Source organism: Flavobacterium qiangtangense, assembly GCF_042658345.1.
Taxonomy (GTDB): domain Bacteria; phylum Bacteroidota; class Bacteroidia; order Flavobacteriales; family Flavobacteriaceae; genus Flavobacterium; species Flavobacterium qiangtangense.
Map to the genome: position 1 here is coordinate 103,291 of NZ_JBHSQB010000010.1, position 19,476 is coordinate 122,766.

The following is a 19,476-nucleotide window of genomic DNA, read 5'->3' on the forward strand; positions in this document are numbered from 1 at the left end:
GTACGAATTAATTAGTCAATTAGCGAATTAGATAATTAGATAATTGGCGAATGTGAAAATTAGCGGATTTGATAATTATCGAATTAGTGAAATACACAGCCAAATCATTCGTAAACAAGACATTTTTGCACTCAAAATTGGCGTTTTTAATTATCTAATTGACAAATTATCTCATTAAAGAGGTTTTGGATATTGTTTCTTGATATTTCTTATCAATTCTTCCAAACCGTTTAGTTTTAGTTCGTAAACCAATTGCATTTGCTGGCCCAATTCTCCTTTTGGAAAACCTTTATTGCTGTACCAAACCACGTAATATTCGGGCAAATCAATTAAATGCCAGCCTTCATATTTTCCGAAGGGCATTTTTGTGTGGGCTAATTTAATAAGCTGTTTTTTATCTTGGTCCAAATTATGGAAGAATTAAATTATAAAAGGAAAATAGAAAAAACAGAATGCTTCCAAAAATATCCAGAAACAAAATGGTTTTAAATCTTTGCAAATTTACTTTTATATTTATGAAGATTCGCAAGAATAATTGAATTAGGAAGAATAAAAAAATCTTTAAGCAATACGGATTGAACGCAATCGCTTCTTGGAAATTGAATCTGAGAATTTGAGAAAATGCTCTGGTCAATCCTCGGCTTTTGCAATAAATCAAAGGCATTCCTTCGCAGGAAGATGGAATTCCGATGGAAAAATACGGCGCTAAAAAACAATAAAAAAAGATAAACGCGATTAATAAAATAAAAATCACGTTTATCTTTTTATAAGAATCGATCTCGTAAGAAGGATTTATTTTCACTGAAATTTAGTTTGCCGGAGCCGTTGTATCAACTGCTGTAGCTTCTGCTTCGATTTCTTGAATATCTCTGTCAATTGAATCTCCAGCTCTTCCAGTTTCTACTTCAATAGAATCCATCGCTTCTTTAATTTCATCCATATTTGACATAGCTGCCGCACCAAAAGTACCGATGACAACTAACATCCAAATAATCACGAATACTGTTGCAACGATTCCTAAAATCAAACCAGATTTTGGCATCGTGGTTGGAGCATTTGCTTTCTTAGCTTGAGACAAACCAATTGCTCCAAAGATAATCGCAAGAACTCCAAAAAGAATTGCAATTAATCCAAAACAAGGAATAAATGCAGCGATAACAGCAATGATTCCCAGCACTAATGCTGCAATTCCCATTCCCTGACCTGCATTTGATGGTGGTGTATAGTTTTCCATTTTTGTTTTTATTTTCGTTAAAAGTCTTACAAAAATAGAAAAATACGTACACTTACAACGTTTTCGAAACTAAAGTTATTAACAATTATTTAAGATTTATTTCCAAGTAAAAGTAATAACTTTTTCAATATCCGGATTCAAACTTAAATGAACCGGACAAGTATTTGCTGTCCTTTCTAAAATTGTTTTTGTCTTTTCATCAACGGCAATTGCCATTTCAAAAGCGACTTCAATTTTTGAAATTTTTCTAGGTTCGGCTTGCATATGTTTGGTTACAGAAGCTGTCGAACCCGTTAAATCGACGTTCAAATCTCTGGCTTTAATTCCCATAACGGTCATCATGCAACTCGCCAAACCGTTTGCAACAGTGTCCGTTGGAGAAAATGCTTCGCCTTTGCCGTTATTGTCAACCGGCGCATCAGATATAATTTCTGAGCCTGACTGAAGATGAATTGAAGACGTTCTTAAATCTCCTAAATAAGTTACTTTTGATGTCATTATCTTGCTTCTTTTACGGATAAATCTTCGTCATAATAAAGAATGTAAACTCCTCTATTTGAATAACCTCCCGCTGGATTTTTTGTATAATTAAATTTATTTTCAACTTGCTCTGTCGCGTTGTCAAAAATAGTTTCCTCAAAACTTTTTTCTTGAGACAAACGAAGCATCGCGTCAAATGTCACGTCAAAGCCTCTTGTCGCATATTGATTTGGGAAAATATTATTTTTCTTTTTGTACACTTTTGAAAATATCGCCGCTTCGGGAGTTTCATTTTCACGAGTTACAGACGCATAAAGCAAGTTCAATTTAGCCAAACTGCTGATAGCAATTTCATCAGATTCAAGTTTATCATTTGGTTCTAGAATCACCAATTGAACTTGGTAAGTGGTTTTCGCCGCAACTAAAGCCGTGATTATATTTTTAATCATAAACGTGTTTTCCGTCTCCATAATCACATAATTCATTCGGTCTTTGACAAGCAAACCTTTCATGCTTTCAACCGTGTAATCCGCCATTTTTACATTTGGATGATTGCTTGAAATATACTTTTTGATCGAACCTTTTTTTGGATCTACAATTGCAATTAGGTTCGCACTTTTTTGGTTCAAATAATCAAACATTGCACCTTTCAAGTTATCAGTTGTTGGCATAGTTTGATATAAATTACTATAAACCATACTGTTATCTTTTGACAAAGGCGAAATCACCGGAATATTATTTTTACTCAAAAGCTGTGCAGTTTTTTCTGCGTGTGTTTGATAAAACGGACCAACAACGACGTCTGCTTTCAACAAATTTGCATCCACGAAAGAACTTGAAATTGCGGAAGAAGTTTTGTTTTCTTGCGAATCAAAAATCTTTACATCAATGTTTAATCCCAACGTTTTCGCAGAATCAATCGCTACCAAAGCTCCTGAATAAAAATCAAGCGTCATGTTCAAGAAGTTGTCTTTTTTCAATCGAGATTGGATCGTTGCTGTCGTGTCATTAGTGACTTTTGAAACATTGAACGGCAAAAGCAAAACCAATTCTTTTCTATCTTTCTTAGAAATAGATTTCGTCAAATCGGTAAAATTTTTGTCGTTTGCAGCAGTAATGGAAACCGTTTTTGGAACCTTTAAAGTCATTCCTTCTCTCACGCCGGCTTCCAATTCTGGATTTAGCGCAACCAAACCATTTTGGCTCAAGCCAAATTGCCTTGAAAGACTGTATAAAGTTTCTTTAGGTTTCACCTGATACGAAGTATATTCGCCATTTGGCGTTTCTTGTTTCGGAGATTCTTTTGCAGTTTCTTGCCTTTGAACAACTTCCGCTTTTGAAACATCAGCTTTGATAACTAACTTTTGTCCAATTTTTAAGCTGTCTGTTTTGATCGAAGGATTTGTTTTTTCTAATTCTTCAATTGAAATTCCGTATCGTTTTGAAATTGAATATTTTGTGTCTTTTGGAACCACTTCATAAACTACTTCTGAAGTCTTTGATTCTACTTTTTCTTCTTTTTTAGCTTCTTTCTTTGCTTCCCTTTCAGCCTTTTTTTCCTCTTTTTCCACTTTTCTTTCTTCCTTTTTTGTCAATTCTTTCGGAGCTTCTTCTCGTACAGTTTTAGAACCCGGAATTTTTAAAGTTTGTCCGATTTTTAAACCAGCTTCTTTAATTTCAGGATTTGCTTTTTCTAAATCAGCAAGTGTTATTCCGTATTGTTTTGACAAACCATAAGGCGTTTCTTTTGGTTGTACAACGTGTGTTTTTGCTTCCTTAGAAACTGAAACTTGCGATGGTTTTGTTTCCTTATTTGGAACTTTTACGGCTTTATTTTTAGAAGGAATTAATAAAACAGTTTCCTCTTTCACTCCATTTCTGGCATCTGGATTTAAAGTATAAATATCTAAAGGAGTAACATTATATTTCTGTGCAATTTGTGTAATAGTTTCACCTTTTGCTACGGTATGTTTGACATTTTCTTGGGCTTGACCCGAAAAAGAAATTAGAAATACGGATAAAAATACGATAAAAAACTGCTTCATTTTGTGTTTGTTTTTAAAGGCTATTAGATTTGTTTTAAGCTATTAAGTCGTTACTAATTTACAAAAAGCAACGACTTAATTATTATTTATTGATTATAAAAATTTATTCCCACTCAATAGTTGCAGGCGGTTTTGAGCTGATGTCATACACGACTCTGTTCACGCCTTTCACTTTATTGATAATTTCGTTTGAAATCGTCATCAAGAATTCATAAGGAAGGTGAACCCAGTCCGCCGTCATTCCGTCTGTTGATTCCACGGCTCTTAAAGCAACCACTTTTTCGTAAGTTCTTTCGTCGCCCATAACTCCAACGCTGTTTACCGGAAGTAAAATCGCTCCTGCTTGCCAAACTTTGTCATATAATCCGTGAGATTTCAAACCTTCGATGAAAATATAATCTACTTCTTGAAGAATTCTTACTTTTTCTGGAGTAATGTCTCCCAAAATTCTAATTGACAATCCTGGTCCCGGAAACGGATGTCTTCCTAATAATGCTGCCGAAATTCCCAAGGTTGCTCCCACTCTTCTTACTTCGTCTTTGAAAAGCATACGAAGCGGTTCAACAACTTTCAACTTCATAAAATCTGGCAATCCGCCCACATTATGATGCGATTTGATTGTTGCAGAAGGCCCTTTTACCGAAACAGATTCAATTACGTCTGGATAAATTGTTCCTTGTGCCAAGAATTTTACACCTTCTAAAAGGTGAGATTCAGCATCAAAAACTTCAATGAACACGCGACCGATTGTTTTTCTTTTTGTCTCTGGGTCTTCAATTCCTGCAAGCTCTCCCAAAAAGCGTGCCGAAGCATCAACACCTTTTACGTTTAAGCCCATTCCTTTATATTGTTCCAAAACACTTTCGAATTCATTCTTGCGAAGCAATCCGTTGTTTACAAAAATACAGTACAGGTTTTTCCCGATAGCTTTGTGCAATAAAACCGCCGCAACAGTAGAATCTACACCGCCAGAAAGACCAAGAACGACTTTATCATCCCCAATTTTTTCTTGCATTTCTGCTACGATTTCTTCCACAAAAGCATTTGGAGTAAAATTTTGAGGAACTTGAGCAATTTTTACCAAGAAATTCTCCAAAATCTGTTTTCCATCTGTTGAATGATATACTTCTGGGTGAAATTGAATGGCATAAGTATCTTCGCCGTCAATTCTGTAAGCAGCGTTTTCCACATCTTTTGTGCTTGCCAAACGAACTCCGTTTGAAGGCATCGTTTTAATCGTATCACTGTGGCTCATCCAAACTTGGCTGTTCAAATGCACGCCGTCAAAAAATGCTTCTTCTCCTTTAATAAAAGAAAGATTGGCTCTACCATATTCGCGGATGTTTGACGGAGCGACTTCTCCTCCAGCAAAATGTGCTAAATATTGCGCGCCATAACAAACGGCTAACATCGGCAGTTTTCCTCTAATTTGAGATAAGTCAGGATGTGGCGCATCTTCAGCACGAACTGAAAAAGGGCTACCAGATAAAATTACAGCTTTATAGCTTGATAAATCACTCGGAAAATGATTGTAAGGGAAAATTTCGCAGAAGATATTTAGCTCGCGAACCCTTCTCGCAATTAGTTGTGTGTATTGCGATCCGAAATCTAAAATAAGTACGTTGTGTTGCATGCGCAAAAATACTATTAGTATTTGAATTTAAAAATTGGTTTAGAAAAAAAAGCAGAAAGTTTTTTGTAGTATTGTATTTCAAATTTACTTTGCAATTTATCAAAAGTTGTAAAGCCAGTCATTTCAGCGGTTTTGACGCTAATTTTGCTTGAATCGAATTTTTATTATGCTAGAAAATATTAAAAAAAACTTTCCTAAAAACATTTTAAAATGGACAATAATTTGTCTGCTTGTGGGAATATTTTCTGGTGTTTCTTCTGCAATTTTCCTTTTGTCTTTAGAATTTGTAACCAAAATTCGAGAAAATAATTTTGGGATTATCGCTTTGTTGCCAATTGGCGGCTTACTCATCGGGTTGCTTTATCATTATTATGGAAAGGAAGTTGTGAAAGGAAATAATTTGATTTTGGAAGAATATGAAAATCCGAAGAAAATTATTCCTTTAAAAATGGCGCCCTTGGTTTTAATCGGCACATTATTGACGCATTTATTTGGAGGTTCTGCCGGTCGTGAAGGAACTGCGGTTCAAATGGGAACAGCAATTTCTGACCAATTTACCAAGATTTTTAAACTTGACGCTTCCGAAAGAAAAACAATTTTAATCATCGGAATCAGTGCTGGTTTCGCTTCTATTTTTGGAACTCCCTTGACAGGAGCCATTTTCGCCGTAGAAGTTTTGTATTTCAGCAAAATCAATTTGAAAAGCATCATTCCATCTTTTGCGGTAGCTTATATTTCTTATTTCACAGTCGAATTTCTTCAAATAAAACATACACATTACCACATTCCCTTTGTCCCAGAAATTGATTTCAGGAATTTTATTTGGATAATTCTTTGTGGGATTTTATTTGGTTTTGCGGCTTTGGCATTTTCTCGAACCACCCATTTTTGGGGAAAAATATTTTCATACATTTTGTTTCCGCCACTGCGTCCTTTTATTGGAGGCCTAATTTTAGCTGTAATTATATTTAGTTTCGATGTCAAAAAATATATCGGACTTGGAATTCCAACAATTGTAGAGTCATTTGAAAATCAGAGTGGTAATATAGATTTCTTGCTAAAAATTCTATTCACAGGATTTACACTTGGCGCGGGTTTTAAAGGTGGTGAAGTCACTCCTTTATTTTTTGTGGGAGCCACTTTGGGCAGTGCCTTATCTGCATTCGTTCCTTTACCTATCGCACTTTTGGCCGGGATGGGATTTGTGGCTGTATTTTCTGGCGCAACGCACACGCCAATCGCTTGCACGATCATGGGAATTGAGCTTTTTGGTATCAACTGTGGCATTTATATAGGAATTGCTTGCGTTGTAGCTTATTTCTGTTCAGGTACTACGGGAATTTACCATTCACAAATTGTAAAAGGCCCAAAGTTTATGCTCTATGAAAAAATACGTAGAAAAAACTTAAAAAATCTATAAATGACATGCTTCCTTTCTATAATATTATCAATTATTAGGTAAAAAAATGTAATTTCGCAACCTATGAAAGAAGAAGAAATTAAAGGAATATTGGAATTATTGGCGTCACCAAAAAAGATTGCCATCATTCCACACAGAAGTCCGGATGGAGATGCAATGGGCTCAACATTAGGATTATATCATTTTTTAAAAAAATTGAATCACGAAGCAACTGTTATTGCTCCAAATGAATTTCCTGAGTTTTTGGCTTGGCTTCCGGGTTCAGAAAATGTCTTGATTTTCGAGAAAGACAAAGAAAATGTTGCGAAAGTACTTCAAAGTGCTGACTTGATTTTCACTTTAGATTTTAATGCTTTGCACAGAACCGGCGAAATGGAAAACGTTTTGAACAAATTAAAAACGCCTTTCATTATGATTGATCATCACCAGAAACCTGATGATTATGCGACTTTTATGTACTCAAACACAAAATTTGGTTCTACTTGCGAGATGATTTATAATTTCATTTCTTATTTAGGAAAAAAAGAACTGCTTGACGAAACCATCGCCAGCTGTCTTTATACTGGAATTGTGACGGATTCTGGGTCTTTCCGTTTTCCAACCACCACAAGCGAAACCCACAGAGTTGCAGCTGCTTTATTAGATTTAGGAGCAAGAAATGGCGACATCCACAATTCACTGTTTGACAACAATTCATACCACAGATTGCAATTATTAGGAAGAGCGCTTCAGAATCTGAAAGTTTTTCCAGACTATAAAACGTCTTACATTCGATTGACACAACAAGAATTAGACGAGTTCAAATATGTAAAAGGTGACACCGAAGGCATTGTAAATTATGGCCTTACGATAAAAGGCATCATTTTTGCCGCTATCTTTATTGAAAACAAAGAAGAGGGAATCGTGAAGATATCTTTTCGTTCGCAAGGAGATTTTGACGTAAACCAATTTGCCCGTCAATATTTCAACGGAGGCGGACATATCAATGCTGCGGGCGGAAAATCAACCAAATCATTAGACGAAACGATCAAAGATTTCGAATCTATTTTATCACAACAAAATTTTAATGTGTAACCTATGAAATTTACTCAAATATTGGCTTGCATTTTTGCCGGAGCTCTTTTGCTTTCGAGCTGTAACAATCAGCAGGCCAGAAAACCTGTTTCGTATTCGTCCGGAACTTTTATGAAAGAATCTGTGGCTCGAAATAAGAAATTAATTGCCGGAGAGGAATCTAAAATTGAGTCAATTATGAAAAGCGATACTGCTTCAGATTATATCGCTTCGCCAAAAGGATATTGGTACAAATACGAAACAAAAAGCGCTTCAAAAGACACTTTGCTTCCAAAAAAAGGTGATGTTGCTTACTTCGATTACGAAATTAAAGATCTTGACGGAAATGTAATTTACACGGAATTCGAGCTAAAACCACAAGTATATCTAGTTGACAAACAAAATATTATGATGGGAATGCGCGACGGAATCAAGTTGATGAAAAAAGGCGAGAAAGTGACTTTCTTGTTTCCATCTCACATGGGTTACGGCTACCACGGCGATGATAGAAGAATTGGTCACAATCAACCGTTGATGACCACAATTTCGTTAAGAGATATCAAACCGGAAGCGGAAGCTAGATCAACTCAAAATGCTACAACTGCTCCAAAAGCTATTGTGACGCCTGCAACTACTGAAGAACCAAAACAATAATAAATTAAAATGAAGAAATTAACTAGCCTATTTTTAGGACTTACGGCTTTTTTTATGTCTTGCGACAGCAAAACAAATAATCTTAAAGACGGAATGTATGCTGAAATTGAAACTTCAAAAGGAACGATTTTAGTAGAATTAGAATACAAAAAAACACCAATCACAGTTGCTAACTTTGTGTCTTTGGCCGAAGGAAAAAATACGATGGTGGATGAAAGATACAAAGGAAAACCTTTTTATGACGGATTAAAATTTCATAGAGTTTTGGCTAATTTCATGATTCAAGGTGGTGATCCTGAAGGAACTGGAATGGGCGGGCCTGGATATAAATTCAAAGACGAAATTGTTGCCGATTTACCACTTGACAAAGAAGGAATTTTGGCAATGGCAAACGGTGGCCCTGGTACAAACGGAAGCCAGTTTTTCATCACACACACCGCAACGCCTTGGTTAACAGGAATTCATACTGTTTTTGGACATGTTCTTGAAAACGGAATGGAAGTTGTAAATGCGATTCAACAAGACGATGTAATCAAGAAAATTACAATCATCAGGAAAGGTGAAGATGCAAAGAAATTTGATGCTCCAAAAATTTTCAAAGATAATTTTGCGAATGAAGTAGCAAATCAAAAGAAAATTGAGGAAGAAAAGTTGAAAATGAGAGCTCAATTTGCTAAAGTCATCAAAGCAAAAGAAGCTTTTTTTACAGCTGAAAAAGCAACTTCAACAAAAACACAATCTGGTTTACAATTTAAAATAATCAAAAAAGGAAATGGTAAAAAACCAGTTCCGGGAGCGCAAGTTTTCTTGAATTATGCTGGATATTTTGAAAACGGAGATTTATTTGATTCTAACATTGAAAGCGTTGCGACGACTTATGGAACTGTGGATCCAAACCGTGCCGCGCAAAAAGGATACCAGCCAATTCCATTTACTGCGGGCGCAAAAGAAGGCATGATTCCAGGATTTATTGAAGGAATTGAGCAGTTGTCTTATGGCGATAAAGCCGTGATTTTCATCCCTTCTTATTTGGGTTATGGCGAAAGAGGCGCTGGCGGCGTAATTCCTCCAAATGCCAATATTATTTTTGAACTTGAACTACTTGCTAACTAAAAAAATCGATTTAAGATGAAAACAAAGTTAATCTGTCTTTTATTTCTGGCGTTCTCTGTTGGAGGCTTTGCCCAAAAAACGAAAGCAAAAACGACTCCAAAAAAAGCGACAACTACTGCAAAAGCAGAAAATCCAGATGGAATTTTTGCAGTGATGGAAACCAATAAAGGTAGAATCACAATTGAATTGGAATATCAAAAAGCACCAATTACAGTTGCCAATTTTATCTCTTTGGCCGAAGGAACAAACAACGCAGTTAGCGAAAAATACAAGGGAAAGAAATTTTATACTGGATTAAAATTTCATAGAGTTATCGCAAATTTCATGATTCAAGGTGGTGACCCACTTGGAACTGGAGCTGGAGATCCTGGCTACAAATTTAAGGATGAATTTCACCCAGATTTAAAACATAATTCTGGCGGAATTTTGTCTATGGCTAATTCTGGACCGGCAACAAACGGTTCGCAATTTTTCATTACGCATAAAGAAACGCCTTGGTTAGATAACAAACACACCGTTTTTGGAAAAGTTACATCTGGTATGGATGTCGTAAATGCAATTGCCCAAAACGATGTAATCATGGAAGTTAAAATCGTTAGAAAAGGTTCTGATGCCAAGAAATTTGACGCAGCAAAAGTTTTCAACGAATATTTTGCAGACAAAGATGCTTACGCCAAAAAAGAGGCAGATGCTTTAGAAGCTAAGAAAAAAGAGACCGAAGCGAAAATTACGCCGATCAAAACTGCAAAAGTTGCTGAATTAACGAAAGTGAGAAAAACGGCTACTAAAACAGCTTCTGGTTTAGAATACACAGTTACTAAAAAAGGAACTGGGGTAAAACCAACAAACGGAACTAACGTTTATGTTCATTATTCTGGATACCTTGAAGACGGTTCACTTTTTGACAGTAGCGTTGAAGAAGTTAACAAAATTTACGGAAAATTTGATGCGAACCGCGCTGCTCAAAACGGCTACCAACCGCTTGCGTCAACTGTGGGAAGCCACCGTTTTGTACCAGGTTTTACTGAAGGATTAGACCAATTATCAATTGGTGATAAAGCTACGCTTTTCATTCCGTCTGCTCTTGGATATGGTGAAAGAGGTGCTGGTGGCGTGATTCCGCCAAATGCAAATATTATTTTTGAAGTGGAACTTTTAGATGCGCTTCCTGCTAAAAACTAATTAGATTACAACATGCAGTATTTAGATTGCAGACAAAAAAAGAAGGGATTTTCGAAATGAAAATCCCTTCTTTTTTATTAACCTGATTACTAAAATCTGCAAACTGAAATCTGATAACTATTTACTGAACGCTAAAAATTACTTCTTAAATTTCCAGTCAAATTCATCTTTATCATTGATGATTGCTCCTACTTCCACTTTTACAACATCATTAAATTCTGTTTGTAAAATCATCCAATTTGATTCATTGAAATAGTTTTCTAAAGTGTCAAATTCTTCTTTTTCCCACTTTGCAAAATCTTTCGTATTCAATTCTTTTTGAACTTCCACTACATTTCTGCCTATTACTTTTTTCTCGAACAAACTCAAATCTTGGCTTGATCCAACGATGTATCCCAACTTAAAATTTTCTTCTTTATAAAACGTCAAGCGTAATTTTTGCTCGTTATATTGGTAAACAGTATTATCGTCTTCGTCTTTAAAACTTTTATTTGGCTTGCCATAAAGCGCTTCCACATCTTTTTGAAACATTCCGAATATTAATTTATCTATTCCTGTTTTTGAATTGATTTTCATAATTGTAAAGTGTATTTTTTTGCAAAGATATGGACATTTTTTTGCTTAAAAAATAAAATAAATCACCTGAAAATCAATCAGTTAATTTAGCTTTTATTTAACATAAATCCGAAAACCAATCTTCATTTCATAGCGTAATTATTTTAAACCTAGTATTTTAACCAATTTTAATTACCAATTTTATGAAAAAAACTACTTTAACGAAAATTCTTTCTTTGGGATTTTTATTGCTTTTGCTGACGACGGCAAACGCACAAGTCGTGACGAGCAATCTAGACGACGGTTCTGCGGGAACTTTAAGAACTCAGATTGCAAACGCCGCGAGCGGAGCAACACTGACTGTCGCTGTTACCGTAACGAATATTACATTGACTTCTGGTCAAATTGCGATCAATAAATCGTTAACGATCACCGGAAACGGCACACTTTTAACGACAATAAACGGAAACGCAAACGGAAGAATTTTTGATGTAACTACAGGAACTTTTACGCTCAATGGAATCACGTTGACAAACGGTTTGGCCGACAACGGTGGTGCAATTCAAATCGCAAATGCCAATGTTGTTTTAAATAACGTTTTGGTTTCAAATAGCGTTGCAAATGGCGCTTCCGGAAGCGGTGGCGGAATTTACGCTAATACAGGCGCTACATTTTCTTCGACAAATTCAACAATTTCTGGAAACCGAGCTAACCGTGCCGGCGGAGGAATTGAAAGTGTGGCCGGAACTACGGTTACATTGAACAACACAAATTTAATTTCCAATAACGCAGGTGTTGCTCCCGCGACTGCTGCGCCAGGAAATGGTGGTGGTTTTCACATCACTGGTAACGGAACGGCCGTTATCACTGGCGGAACTGTAAACATGAATGTCGCTGCCGCGGAAGGTGGCGGTCTTTGGAACGGTTCAGGAACGATGTCAGTTACAGGAACAACTATTAACGGAAACACTGCTTCTGGCGTTGCTGCCGACAATGGCGGTGGCGGAATTTATGCTCTTAACGGAGGAACTTTGACAGTGATGAACGCTACAATTACCAACAATATCGCTAACGGAACTTCAGGAAGCGGTGGCGGAATTTTAAACGATGTTGGTTCGACGGTCACTATTTCTAGTTCTACAATAACTGGAAATACAGCAAACAGAGCTGGTGGCGGTATCGAGGTAAATTCTGGCGCAACATCAATTGTCACTTTAAATAACGTCAATCTTAACGGGAATTCAACAGCTTCAAATCCTGGAAATGGAGGCGGTTTGCACGTTACAGGCCCTGGAGTTGTGAATATAAATGGCGGAACTGTGAATACAAATATCGCTTCCGCGGAAGGTGGCGGTCTTTGGAATGGATCAGGAACAATGACAATCAACGGAACTACGATTAACGGAAATACCTCTTCTGGCGCTGGCGCAGATCAAGGCGGTGGCGGAATTTACAACTTAAACGCAGGAACTTTAGTCATTCAAAATGCTGTAATTTCTAACAATATTGCAAACGGAACTTTGGGAAGCGGAGGCGGAATTTTAAATGACGTAGGTTCTCAGCTTTCCGTAACAAATACTGCAATCACAGGAAATACAGCTGTCAGAGCCGGTGGTGGTATTGAAGATAATTCTGGAACAAGCACCATTCTTCTTAATAACGTAAATTTAAATAGCAATAGCGTAACCGGACCTCCAGGAAATGGTGGCGGTTTACATATTACTGGAGCGGGAAGTGTTACTATTACTGGAGGAACTGTAAATAATAATACTGCAACTCTTGAAGGTGGTGGCTTATGGAACGGTTCAGGTACGATGAATGTAACGGGTACAACTTTAAACGCAAATACAGTTTCTGGTCCAGCAGCTGATGACGGCGGTGGGGCTATTTTCAATACTGCTGGAACGGTAAACGTAACCAATGCGACAATCACAAACAATTTGGCAACCGGAACTTCTGGAAGCGGTGGCGGAATTTTTAGCCTTGCCGGAACTGTTACGGTAAATGCTTCAACTTTAGACTCAAATGCAGCAAATAGAGCTGGAGGAGCGATTGAAGTTGTGGCCGGAAATTTAAATTTGAACAATGTTATCATGACTGGCAATGACGTTGATGGCGGTGCCGGAACTCCAAATCCTGGTAACGGCGGTGCTTTGCATATTTCTGGAGTTACAACAACTGTAATCATGGGCGGAAGAGTTTCAGGAAATGATGCGCGTCGCGAAGGCGGAGGTCTTTGGAATCAAACCGGAAGCACAATGACGGTAACGAATCTTACTGTTGATTCAAACACAGCAAGCGGTCCGGATGTACTTCACGGCGGTGGCGGAATTTTTAATAACGGAGGAACTTTGGTCGTAAATAATTCTACAATTTCAAATAATATTTCTGACGGAGCTCTTGGAAATGGTGGTGGCGTTCATGTAAAAACTGGAAATGCGACATTTTTATTGACCACAATTTCTGGAAATACTTCTGCAAATAACGGCGGCGGCGTTTACAATAATGATACTTTTTCAATAAATGCTTCAACTGTTGCAAATAATACCGCAACGGCAAACGGAGGCGGAATTGCAAATAACAGCGCAACAACTGCCACTTTAAAAAATTCGATTGTTGCTTTAAATATTGCCGTTACCGGAAGAGATCTTTCGAACGCCACAGGAAGTTTTGTGTCAAACGGTTATAATTTAATTGGCCAAGATAACACGAATGTTTTTACAACTTCCACAGGAGATATCGAAGGAACAACGGCTTTGCCAATAAATCCTTTGGTTGGACCTTTGGCAAATAACGGTGGAACAACATTTACGCACCAACTTTTAGCGAACAGTCCGGCATACAACACCGGAAGTCCAGCAGATACTTTTAATGACCAAATTGGAAATGCAATTTTTGGCGGTATTAGAGATATCGGATCTTTTGAATCACAATCAACTCTTGGAACGGATGATTTTGCTTTTGCAAATAACAAAAGAAGCGTTTTATACCCTAATCCGGCGAATCGTGGAATTGTTCAAATTGACATTGCACCAAGTTTTGGAAATTCAGTTCAAGGAACGATTTATGAAATAAGCTCTGGAAAACTTTTAATGAAATTTGATGCTTCTGAAGCTACAAATACAATTAACCTAAATAATTTAGCAACCGGAATTTACGCCGTACAGCTTTCTTCTGGAAACCAAATTGAAACCCACAAACTTGTGGTAGGAAATTAAATGGTTGAAATCTTCCCAAGTGAAAACCTTCGCATTAATTTGCGGAGGTTTTTTACTTTTTAGAAATCTTATTTTCCAATTCCCGACGAAGCCTTTCTTCCCATTCGTGTTTTAAAATACTCAAAATAATGCTGTCTCTTCGATAACCAGACGGACTCAAACTTTCTTGTCGCAAAACGCCTTCAACCGTGCAGCCGATTCTTTTCATCGCAGCAACACTTTTTTCGTTTTTATTATCTGCCCTAAATTCCACCCGAACGATTCCCATTTTTTGAAAGGCAAAATCGAGCAATAAAAATTTACAGTTTTTGTTTAATCCGGTTCCTTGAAATTCTTTTCCATACCAAGTATAGCCGATGTGAAGCGATTCGTTAGCAAGGTCAATCTGATGGAATCTGGTGCAACCCGCATACTTTTTCTTGACTTTGTCATATACAATAAACGGATATTGTTTTTCATCTTTTCTTCCGTCTAAAGCCATTTCAATGTAGCGTTTCAAACTATCTTCGCCCGCTGCGTGTACAAAAGAATACGTCCAAATTTCTGGCTCATTTAAAGAAAATTCTAAAAGATTTTTAAAATCCGAAGTCTTCAATGGCCTAAGCAAAACCATTTCATTTTCTAAAATTATATCTTTTTTAAAGTCGAAAGCATCGCTCATATTTTTGGTATTTGAAGCAATGAAGATATAAAATAGTTATGTTCTAAAGTTATATAATTAAAAAGTTATGTCAGATTTTTTGTAAAAATTACTTTCCGAAGTTATACTGAAAAATCAAATTTCCGCTATAAATAGTTTCAACCGAATTAAAATTTACATTCGGATTAAATCCCATTGCAAAATGATCTGTGATGTAAAAAAGGGCTTTCACCTTTATCGGAATACCAATTGATGATTCGTCTTTTTCTTGAAAATCGGTTTCATAATTTTTATAATTTTCATGAAAATATCCAATTCCGGCGTGCGCTTCTATTTTAAAAACTCTGGTAATTGAAAATTCACGGCCATATAAAACATCGGCTGTAAAGAAATTTCTATTTGCATCGCCAATCAAATTCAAGTCACTTCCTGATGTCAATGACAACGAAAAAAGGTTTTGATTGTAAGCCAAAGTTCCGTCAGCGTTGAAGTTCATTCCTCCAGATAATTTGGAACCATCAACGATTCCAATTCCAGCCGACACTGATTTAAAATAAAATCCAGAATTTTCCTGAGCAAAAAAATTTGAGCAAAAAAGTATTACGAAAACTAAAGTAAGGGGAATTTTTTTCATAATTTCAAGTTTAAGTTAATAGTAAGTTTCAAATACACTTACAATCTAATAACGTATAAAATTGAATTTTCTTACATTAAGCTTAATTGTTTTGTGAAAAATAAACTTTAGTTATCTTGATAATTACTAATTTAATATTAACTCAAAAGATATTTTTTAACAAACAACTCTTTAGTCCGTTCATTTCCCGCCTGAAACCCTTTTTTGAATTCAGAAATTAATTGCGAAACATAGACATCATCAAATCCCAAATCATAAAGATGGTTTTTCAAAACAAGAATCATCACATCTTTTTCCTCTATTTTATACGATTCTTCAAATCCCAATTGGTAGAGCGCTTTTTCCATTTCAGAAACCTCCGCTGTTTTCTTGCATTTACTTTCCTCCTTTTTCATAATCCCCAATTATGATTAAGCAGACAAAATTAAACACCAAGCGCTCACTTTATTTTACAAAGTATCAACAATCATTTACATAGTATGCCATAGGTTTTTGCTGACTTTTTCATCAACTCCCGCATTATTTTTTTATATATTTAACTCAACAATATATTTACCGAAGAGAAGAAATTTAAAAAAACCAAATTGAACAAATATGAATTTTCTTAAAAACATGTTTATAAATAAGAAGAAAACAAATGCCAATTTTTGGAATTGGTTTCAGATAAAATCCTCCTATTTTCATAAAATCGTCAAAGAAAATAATAATGTAGATGAGCATTTTTTCAGAAAATTATCTCCCAAATTAAACGAGTTGAAAGAAGGCTACTTTTTTTTTAACCGGAATGTTAGATGAAAATACAGCCGAAAGCTTATAAAATCATCCAAAAATACAGTGAAAAAAATGTAGAAATTGATTACTCCATTTTTAAAGATAAATACTGGAAATCATTTGACCGATATAGAAATCGAGGTAAAAATGAAGACGAATAACAATGAAAATTAATAATCAAAAGCTCTTTTTTTCAATTATAGTATTGCTTGCAATTGCAGGGATTTCTGCTTTTTCATTAGTTAAAAATAATGACGAAAATCGCTTTGTAACTTATATTGTAAATCCTAAAAAACAAGATTTAAAGTTGTATTGGAAAAATAAAAATCAGCAAAACTTTGGAAGCATTCTGAATTTGAAAAATTGGGTTGAATCAAAAAATAAAAAATTAATTTTCGCCATGAACGGTGGAATGTATCAAAAAGACGGTTCTCCACAAGGATTGTATATTCAAAATCATAAAACTCTGGCAGAATTAGACACCAAAAATGCTAGTGGAAATTTTTATTTAAAACCAAATGGAGTGTTTTTTATTTCTGATCAAAATAATCCTGAAATCTGCACTACAGAAAATTTTAAGCCATCAAAAAGTTTAAAATATGCCACACAATCTGGGCCGATGTTGATAATTGACGGAAAAATTCATGCTGATTTTAAAGAAGGTTCTTCGAATTTGAATATCAGAAACGGCGTTGGGATTCTTCCGGATAATTCGATCGTTTTTGCGATGTCAAAAGAGCAGATTAATTTTTATGATTTTGCCAATTACTTCAAATCACTAGGTTGCAAAAATGCCTTGTATCTTGACGGATTGGTTTCACGAACTTATCTCCCAGAGAAAAAATGGACGCAAACAGACGGCAATTTTGGAGTAATTATCGGAGTGTCATCCCAGTAATTTATAATTTTATTTAATTGAAAGTTTATGAAATATGTTTATTATTTACTCATAATCGCTTGTTTTATTTCTTGTAAAAAAGAAAATCTGGAAGCTGTTTCTTCTCCTAAAATTGAAAATATTTCGGTTCAAGAAAATCTCAAAAATCTTTATCCCGAAATTGGCTACACGCCGGATATTTCGTTCTCGGCGCAGCAAAATTTCATCAATAATCAGAAGCTTTTTTGATGGAACTGGCCTTCATTGTTTTATAGCTGGTACCAAAATAAAAATGGCCAATTTTCAAGAAAAAAATATAGAAAACTTAAAAGAAAATGATGAAATTTTAAGCTTCGATGAAAAAACCAAAACTTTTCAAAAAACCAAAATTAAAAAATTAGCGCAACAAATTCACAGCAATTTATATGAGATTCAATTTGAGAAAAGCAAGGTGATTGTGACCGATGATTATCCATTTTATTTTGAAGGAAAATATTATGCTATTCTTAAAAACTCAAAATATGTTGCTACTTCAAAACTTGAAATTGGCAATTATGTTAACACTTTTGACCAAAATAAAATCGGTAAGGAAAAGGTAATTTCGATTAAAAAATTAGACCTAAAAGAAATGACTTACACAATTATTGAACTTGAAGAAAACGAGTTGTTTTTAGCAAATAATTTATTGGTCAAAACCGAAAAATTAGCTGTAACAGAAGCTGCTATAAAATAAAAAACTCCCGAAAATTTCAGGAGTTTTGCTTTTTGTAAGATTTTAAATTTTAATATTCAAAAGTTCCAAATTCGCTATTTATCGTTAACTTTTTAGTTTCAGAAGCTTCCACTCTACCCACGATTTGTGCGTCAACATTGAAAGATTTTGAAATTGCAATAATGTCTTCGGCCAATTCTTGAGGAACATAAATTTCCATTCGGTGACCGCAATTGAAAACTTGATACATTTCTTTCCAATCTGTTTTTGATTGTTCTTGAATCAATTTAAAAAGTGGCGGAATCGGGAAAAGATTGTCTTTAATCACATGAACATTGTCAACAAAATGTAGCACTTTTGTTTGTGCTCCACCACTGCAATGCACCATTCCATGGATTTCTTTTGGGGAATATTTATCTAAAACTTTCTTGATAATTGGAGCGTAAGTTCTGGTTGGCGAAAGCACTAATTTTCCAGCATCGATTGGAGAATTCTCTACTGAATCTGTCAATTTCACATTTCCAGAATACACCAAATCAGCCGGAACCGAAGCGTCAAAACTCTCTGGATATTTTTGTGCCAAATAATTGCTGAAAACATCATGGCGAGCAGATGTCAAACCATTGCTTCCCATTCCACCATTGTATGATTTTTCATAAGAAGCTTGACCAAAAGAAGCCAAACCAACAATGACATCGCCAGCTTGAATATTGGCGTTATCAACAACTTTGTCTCTTTTAATTCTAGCCGTAACCGTTGAATCTACGATGATTGTTCGAACCAAATCGCCCACATCAGCCGTTTCTCCGCCAGTTGAATTTATGGTCACGCCAAAAGATTTCAGTTCTTCGATTAGCTCTTCTGTTCCATTGATGATTGCAGAAATAACTTCGGCTGGAATCAAGTTTTTATTTCTTCCGATTGTAGATGAAAGCAAGATGTTGTCTGTTGCTCCAACGCACAATAAATCGTCAATATTCATGATCAAGGCATCTTGAGAAATGCCTTTCCAAACTGACAAATCGCCGGTTTCTTTCCAATATAAATACGCCAAAGACGATTTTGTTCCCGCGCCGTCAGCGTGCATAATCAAGCAATAATCTTCATCATTGGTCAAATAATCGGGTACAATTTTACAGAAAGCTTTTGGAAATAATCCTTTGTCGATGTTTTTAATTGCGTTGTGAACATCTTCTTTTGAGGCGGAAACACCTCGCAAATTATAGCGTTTGCTAGTATCGGAACTCATAAAAAT

21 protein-coding genes are annotated in these 19,476 nt (G+C 35.7%); 10 read left to right on the forward strand and 11 right to left on the reverse strand.

Annotated elements, in window-relative coordinates; translation table 11 throughout:
• Positions 1 to 174: 174 nt before the first annotated feature.
• The 6 genes from ACFPVY_RS14295 to guaA all read right to left on the reverse strand — a co-directional run bounded on the left by ACFPVY_RS14295 (position 175) and on the right by guaA (position 5,392).
• The gene (locus ACFPVY_RS14295) at positions 175 to 408 is read right to left on the reverse strand and encodes a DUF3820 family protein (RefSeq protein ID WP_379792802.1); all 234 of its coding nucleotides are present in this window, start codon (positions 406 to 408) and stop codon (positions 175 to 177) included.
• A gap of 1 nt (position 409) precedes the next feature.
• Positions 410 to 664: a DUF2752 domain-containing protein gene (locus ACFPVY_RS14300; protein WP_379793083.1), complete on the reverse strand. Its 255-nt coding sequence runs from the start codon at positions 662 to 664 to the stop codon at positions 410 to 412.
• 144 nt (positions 665 to 808) lie between these two features.
• Positions 809 to 1,234, reverse strand: a complete 426-nt coding sequence (locus ACFPVY_RS14305) for a hypothetical protein (RefSeq protein ID WP_379792803.1) — start codon at positions 1,232 to 1,234, stop codon at positions 809 to 811.
• 96 nt (positions 1,235 to 1,330) lie between these two features.
• Entirely contained in the window at positions 1,331 to 1,732 is a 402-nt protein-coding gene (locus ACFPVY_RS14310) for an OsmC family protein (RefSeq protein ID WP_379792804.1), read from the reverse strand.
• Positions 1,732 to 3,759: a LysM peptidoglycan-binding domain-containing protein gene (locus ACFPVY_RS14315; protein WP_379792806.1), complete on the reverse strand. Its 2,028-nt coding sequence runs from the start codon at positions 3,757 to 3,759 to the stop codon at positions 1,732 to 1,734. The genes ACFPVY_RS14310 and ACFPVY_RS14315 overlap by 1 nt, the downstream gene beginning before the upstream one ends.
• 103 nt (positions 3,760 to 3,862) lie before the next feature.
• The gene (gene guaA / locus ACFPVY_RS14320) at positions 3,863 to 5,392 is read right to left on the reverse strand and encodes a glutamine-hydrolyzing GMP synthase (RefSeq protein WP_379792807.1); all 1,530 of its coding nucleotides are present in this window, start codon (positions 5,390 to 5,392) and stop codon (positions 3,863 to 3,865) included.
• A gap of 166 nt (positions 5,393 to 5,558) precedes the next feature.
• On the opposite strand from guaA, the gene ACFPVY_RS14325 reads away from it, so the two are divergent.
• The 5 genes from ACFPVY_RS14325 (at position 5,559) to ACFPVY_RS14345 (ending at position 10,814) form a co-directional block, all read left to right on the forward strand.
• Positions 5,559 to 6,812 (forward strand): voltage-gated chloride channel family protein, encoded by a 1,254-nt coding sequence (locus tag ACFPVY_RS14325; protein ID WP_379792808.1) that lies wholly within the window; start codon positions 5,559 to 5,561, stop codon positions 6,810 to 6,812.
• Between the two features lie 63 nt (positions 6,813 to 6,875).
• The gene (locus tag ACFPVY_RS14330; RefSeq protein ID WP_379792809.1) at positions 6,876 to 7,886 is read left to right on the forward strand and encodes a DHH family phosphoesterase; all 1,011 of its coding nucleotides are present in this window, start codon (positions 6,876 to 6,878) and stop codon (positions 7,884 to 7,886) included.
• Between the two features lie 3 nt (positions 7,887 to 7,889).
• Entirely contained in the window at positions 7,890 to 8,519 is a 630-nt protein-coding gene (gene gldI, locus ACFPVY_RS14335; RefSeq protein WP_379792810.1) for a gliding motility-associated peptidyl-prolyl isomerase GldI, read from the forward strand.
• Positions 8,520 to 8,528: 9 nt separating this feature from the next.
• The gene (locus tag ACFPVY_RS14340; protein ID WP_379792811.1) at positions 8,529 to 9,632 is read left to right on the forward strand and encodes a peptidylprolyl isomerase; all 1,104 of its coding nucleotides are present in this window, start codon (positions 8,529 to 8,531) and stop codon (positions 9,630 to 9,632) included.
• A gap of 15 nt (positions 9,633 to 9,647) precedes the next feature.
• Positions 9,648 to 10,814, forward strand: a complete 1,167-nt coding sequence (locus tag ACFPVY_RS14345; protein WP_379792812.1) for a peptidylprolyl isomerase — start codon at positions 9,648 to 9,650, stop codon at positions 10,812 to 10,814.
• A gap of 138 nt (positions 10,815 to 10,952) precedes the next feature.
• Here the strand turns inward: ACFPVY_RS14345 and ACFPVY_RS14350 are convergent, their stop codons facing one another.
• The gene (locus tag ACFPVY_RS14350) at positions 10,953 to 11,390 is read right to left on the reverse strand and encodes a hypothetical protein (protein ID WP_379792813.1); all 438 of its coding nucleotides are present in this window, start codon (positions 11,388 to 11,390) and stop codon (positions 10,953 to 10,955) included.
• A gap of 182 nt (positions 11,391 to 11,572) precedes the next feature.
• On the opposite strand from ACFPVY_RS14350, the gene ACFPVY_RS14355 reads away from it, so the two are divergent.
• Positions 11,573 to 14,587 (forward strand): beta strand repeat-containing protein, encoded by a 3,015-nt coding sequence (locus ACFPVY_RS14355; RefSeq protein WP_379792815.1) that lies wholly within the window; start codon positions 11,573 to 11,575, stop codon positions 14,585 to 14,587.
• Between the two features lie 52 nt (positions 14,588 to 14,639).
• Here ACFPVY_RS14355 and ACFPVY_RS14360 read toward each other — a convergent pair whose 3' ends face one another.
• From ACFPVY_RS14360 to ACFPVY_RS14370, 3 genes are all read right to left on the reverse strand, one after another.
• Positions 14,640 to 15,248, reverse strand: coding sequence for a GNAT family N-acetyltransferase (locus tag ACFPVY_RS14360; RefSeq protein ID WP_379792816.1), 609 nt, complete (start codon positions 15,246 to 15,248; stop codon positions 14,640 to 14,642).
• Between the two features lie 88 nt (positions 15,249 to 15,336).
• Positions 15,337 to 15,861, reverse strand: a complete 525-nt coding sequence (locus ACFPVY_RS14365; RefSeq protein ID WP_379792817.1) for a DUF3575 domain-containing protein — start codon at positions 15,859 to 15,861, stop codon at positions 15,337 to 15,339.
• Between the two features lie 137 nt (positions 15,862 to 15,998).
• Positions 15,999 to 16,256 carry a hypothetical protein gene (locus tag ACFPVY_RS14370; protein ID WP_379792818.1) on the reverse strand — a complete coding sequence of 86 codons (258 nt, stop codon included), beginning with the start codon at positions 16,254 to 16,256 and terminating at the stop codon, positions 15,999 to 16,001.
• A gap of 396 nt (positions 16,257 to 16,652) precedes the next feature.
• On the opposite strand from ACFPVY_RS14370, the gene ACFPVY_RS14375 reads away from it, so the two are divergent.
• From ACFPVY_RS14375 to ACFPVY_RS14390, 4 genes are read left to right on the forward strand one after another with little or no spacing between them, the layout of a single operon-like run.
• Positions 16,653 to 16,793: a hypothetical protein gene (locus tag ACFPVY_RS14375; RefSeq protein WP_379792819.1), complete on the forward strand. Its 141-nt coding sequence runs from the start codon at positions 16,653 to 16,655 to the stop codon at positions 16,791 to 16,793.
• A gap of 2 nt (positions 16,794 to 16,795) precedes the next feature.
• Positions 16,796 to 17,530 carry a phosphodiester glycosidase family protein gene (locus ACFPVY_RS14380; protein ID WP_379792820.1) on the forward strand — a complete coding sequence of 245 codons (735 nt, stop codon included), beginning with the start codon at positions 16,796 to 16,798 and terminating at the stop codon, positions 17,528 to 17,530.
• 27 nt (positions 17,531 to 17,557) lie between these two features.
• Positions 17,558 to 17,758, forward strand: coding sequence for a hypothetical protein (locus ACFPVY_RS14385; RefSeq protein ID WP_379792821.1), 201 nt, complete (start codon positions 17,558 to 17,560; stop codon positions 17,756 to 17,758).
• A gap of 43 nt (positions 17,759 to 17,801) precedes the next feature.
• A complete protein-coding gene (locus ACFPVY_RS14390) occupies positions 17,802 to 18,242 on the forward strand; it encodes a Hint domain-containing protein (RefSeq protein ID WP_379792822.1) in 441 nt (146 codons plus the stop codon).
• Between the two features lie 49 nt (positions 18,243 to 18,291).
• On the opposite strand, the gene ACFPVY_RS14395 is transcribed toward ACFPVY_RS14390, so the two are convergent.
• Positions 18,292 to 19,470: an AIR synthase related protein gene (locus ACFPVY_RS14395; RefSeq protein WP_379792823.1), complete on the reverse strand. Its 1,179-nt coding sequence runs from the start codon at positions 19,468 to 19,470 to the stop codon at positions 18,292 to 18,294.
• Positions 19,471 to 19,476 lie beyond the last annotated feature (6 nt).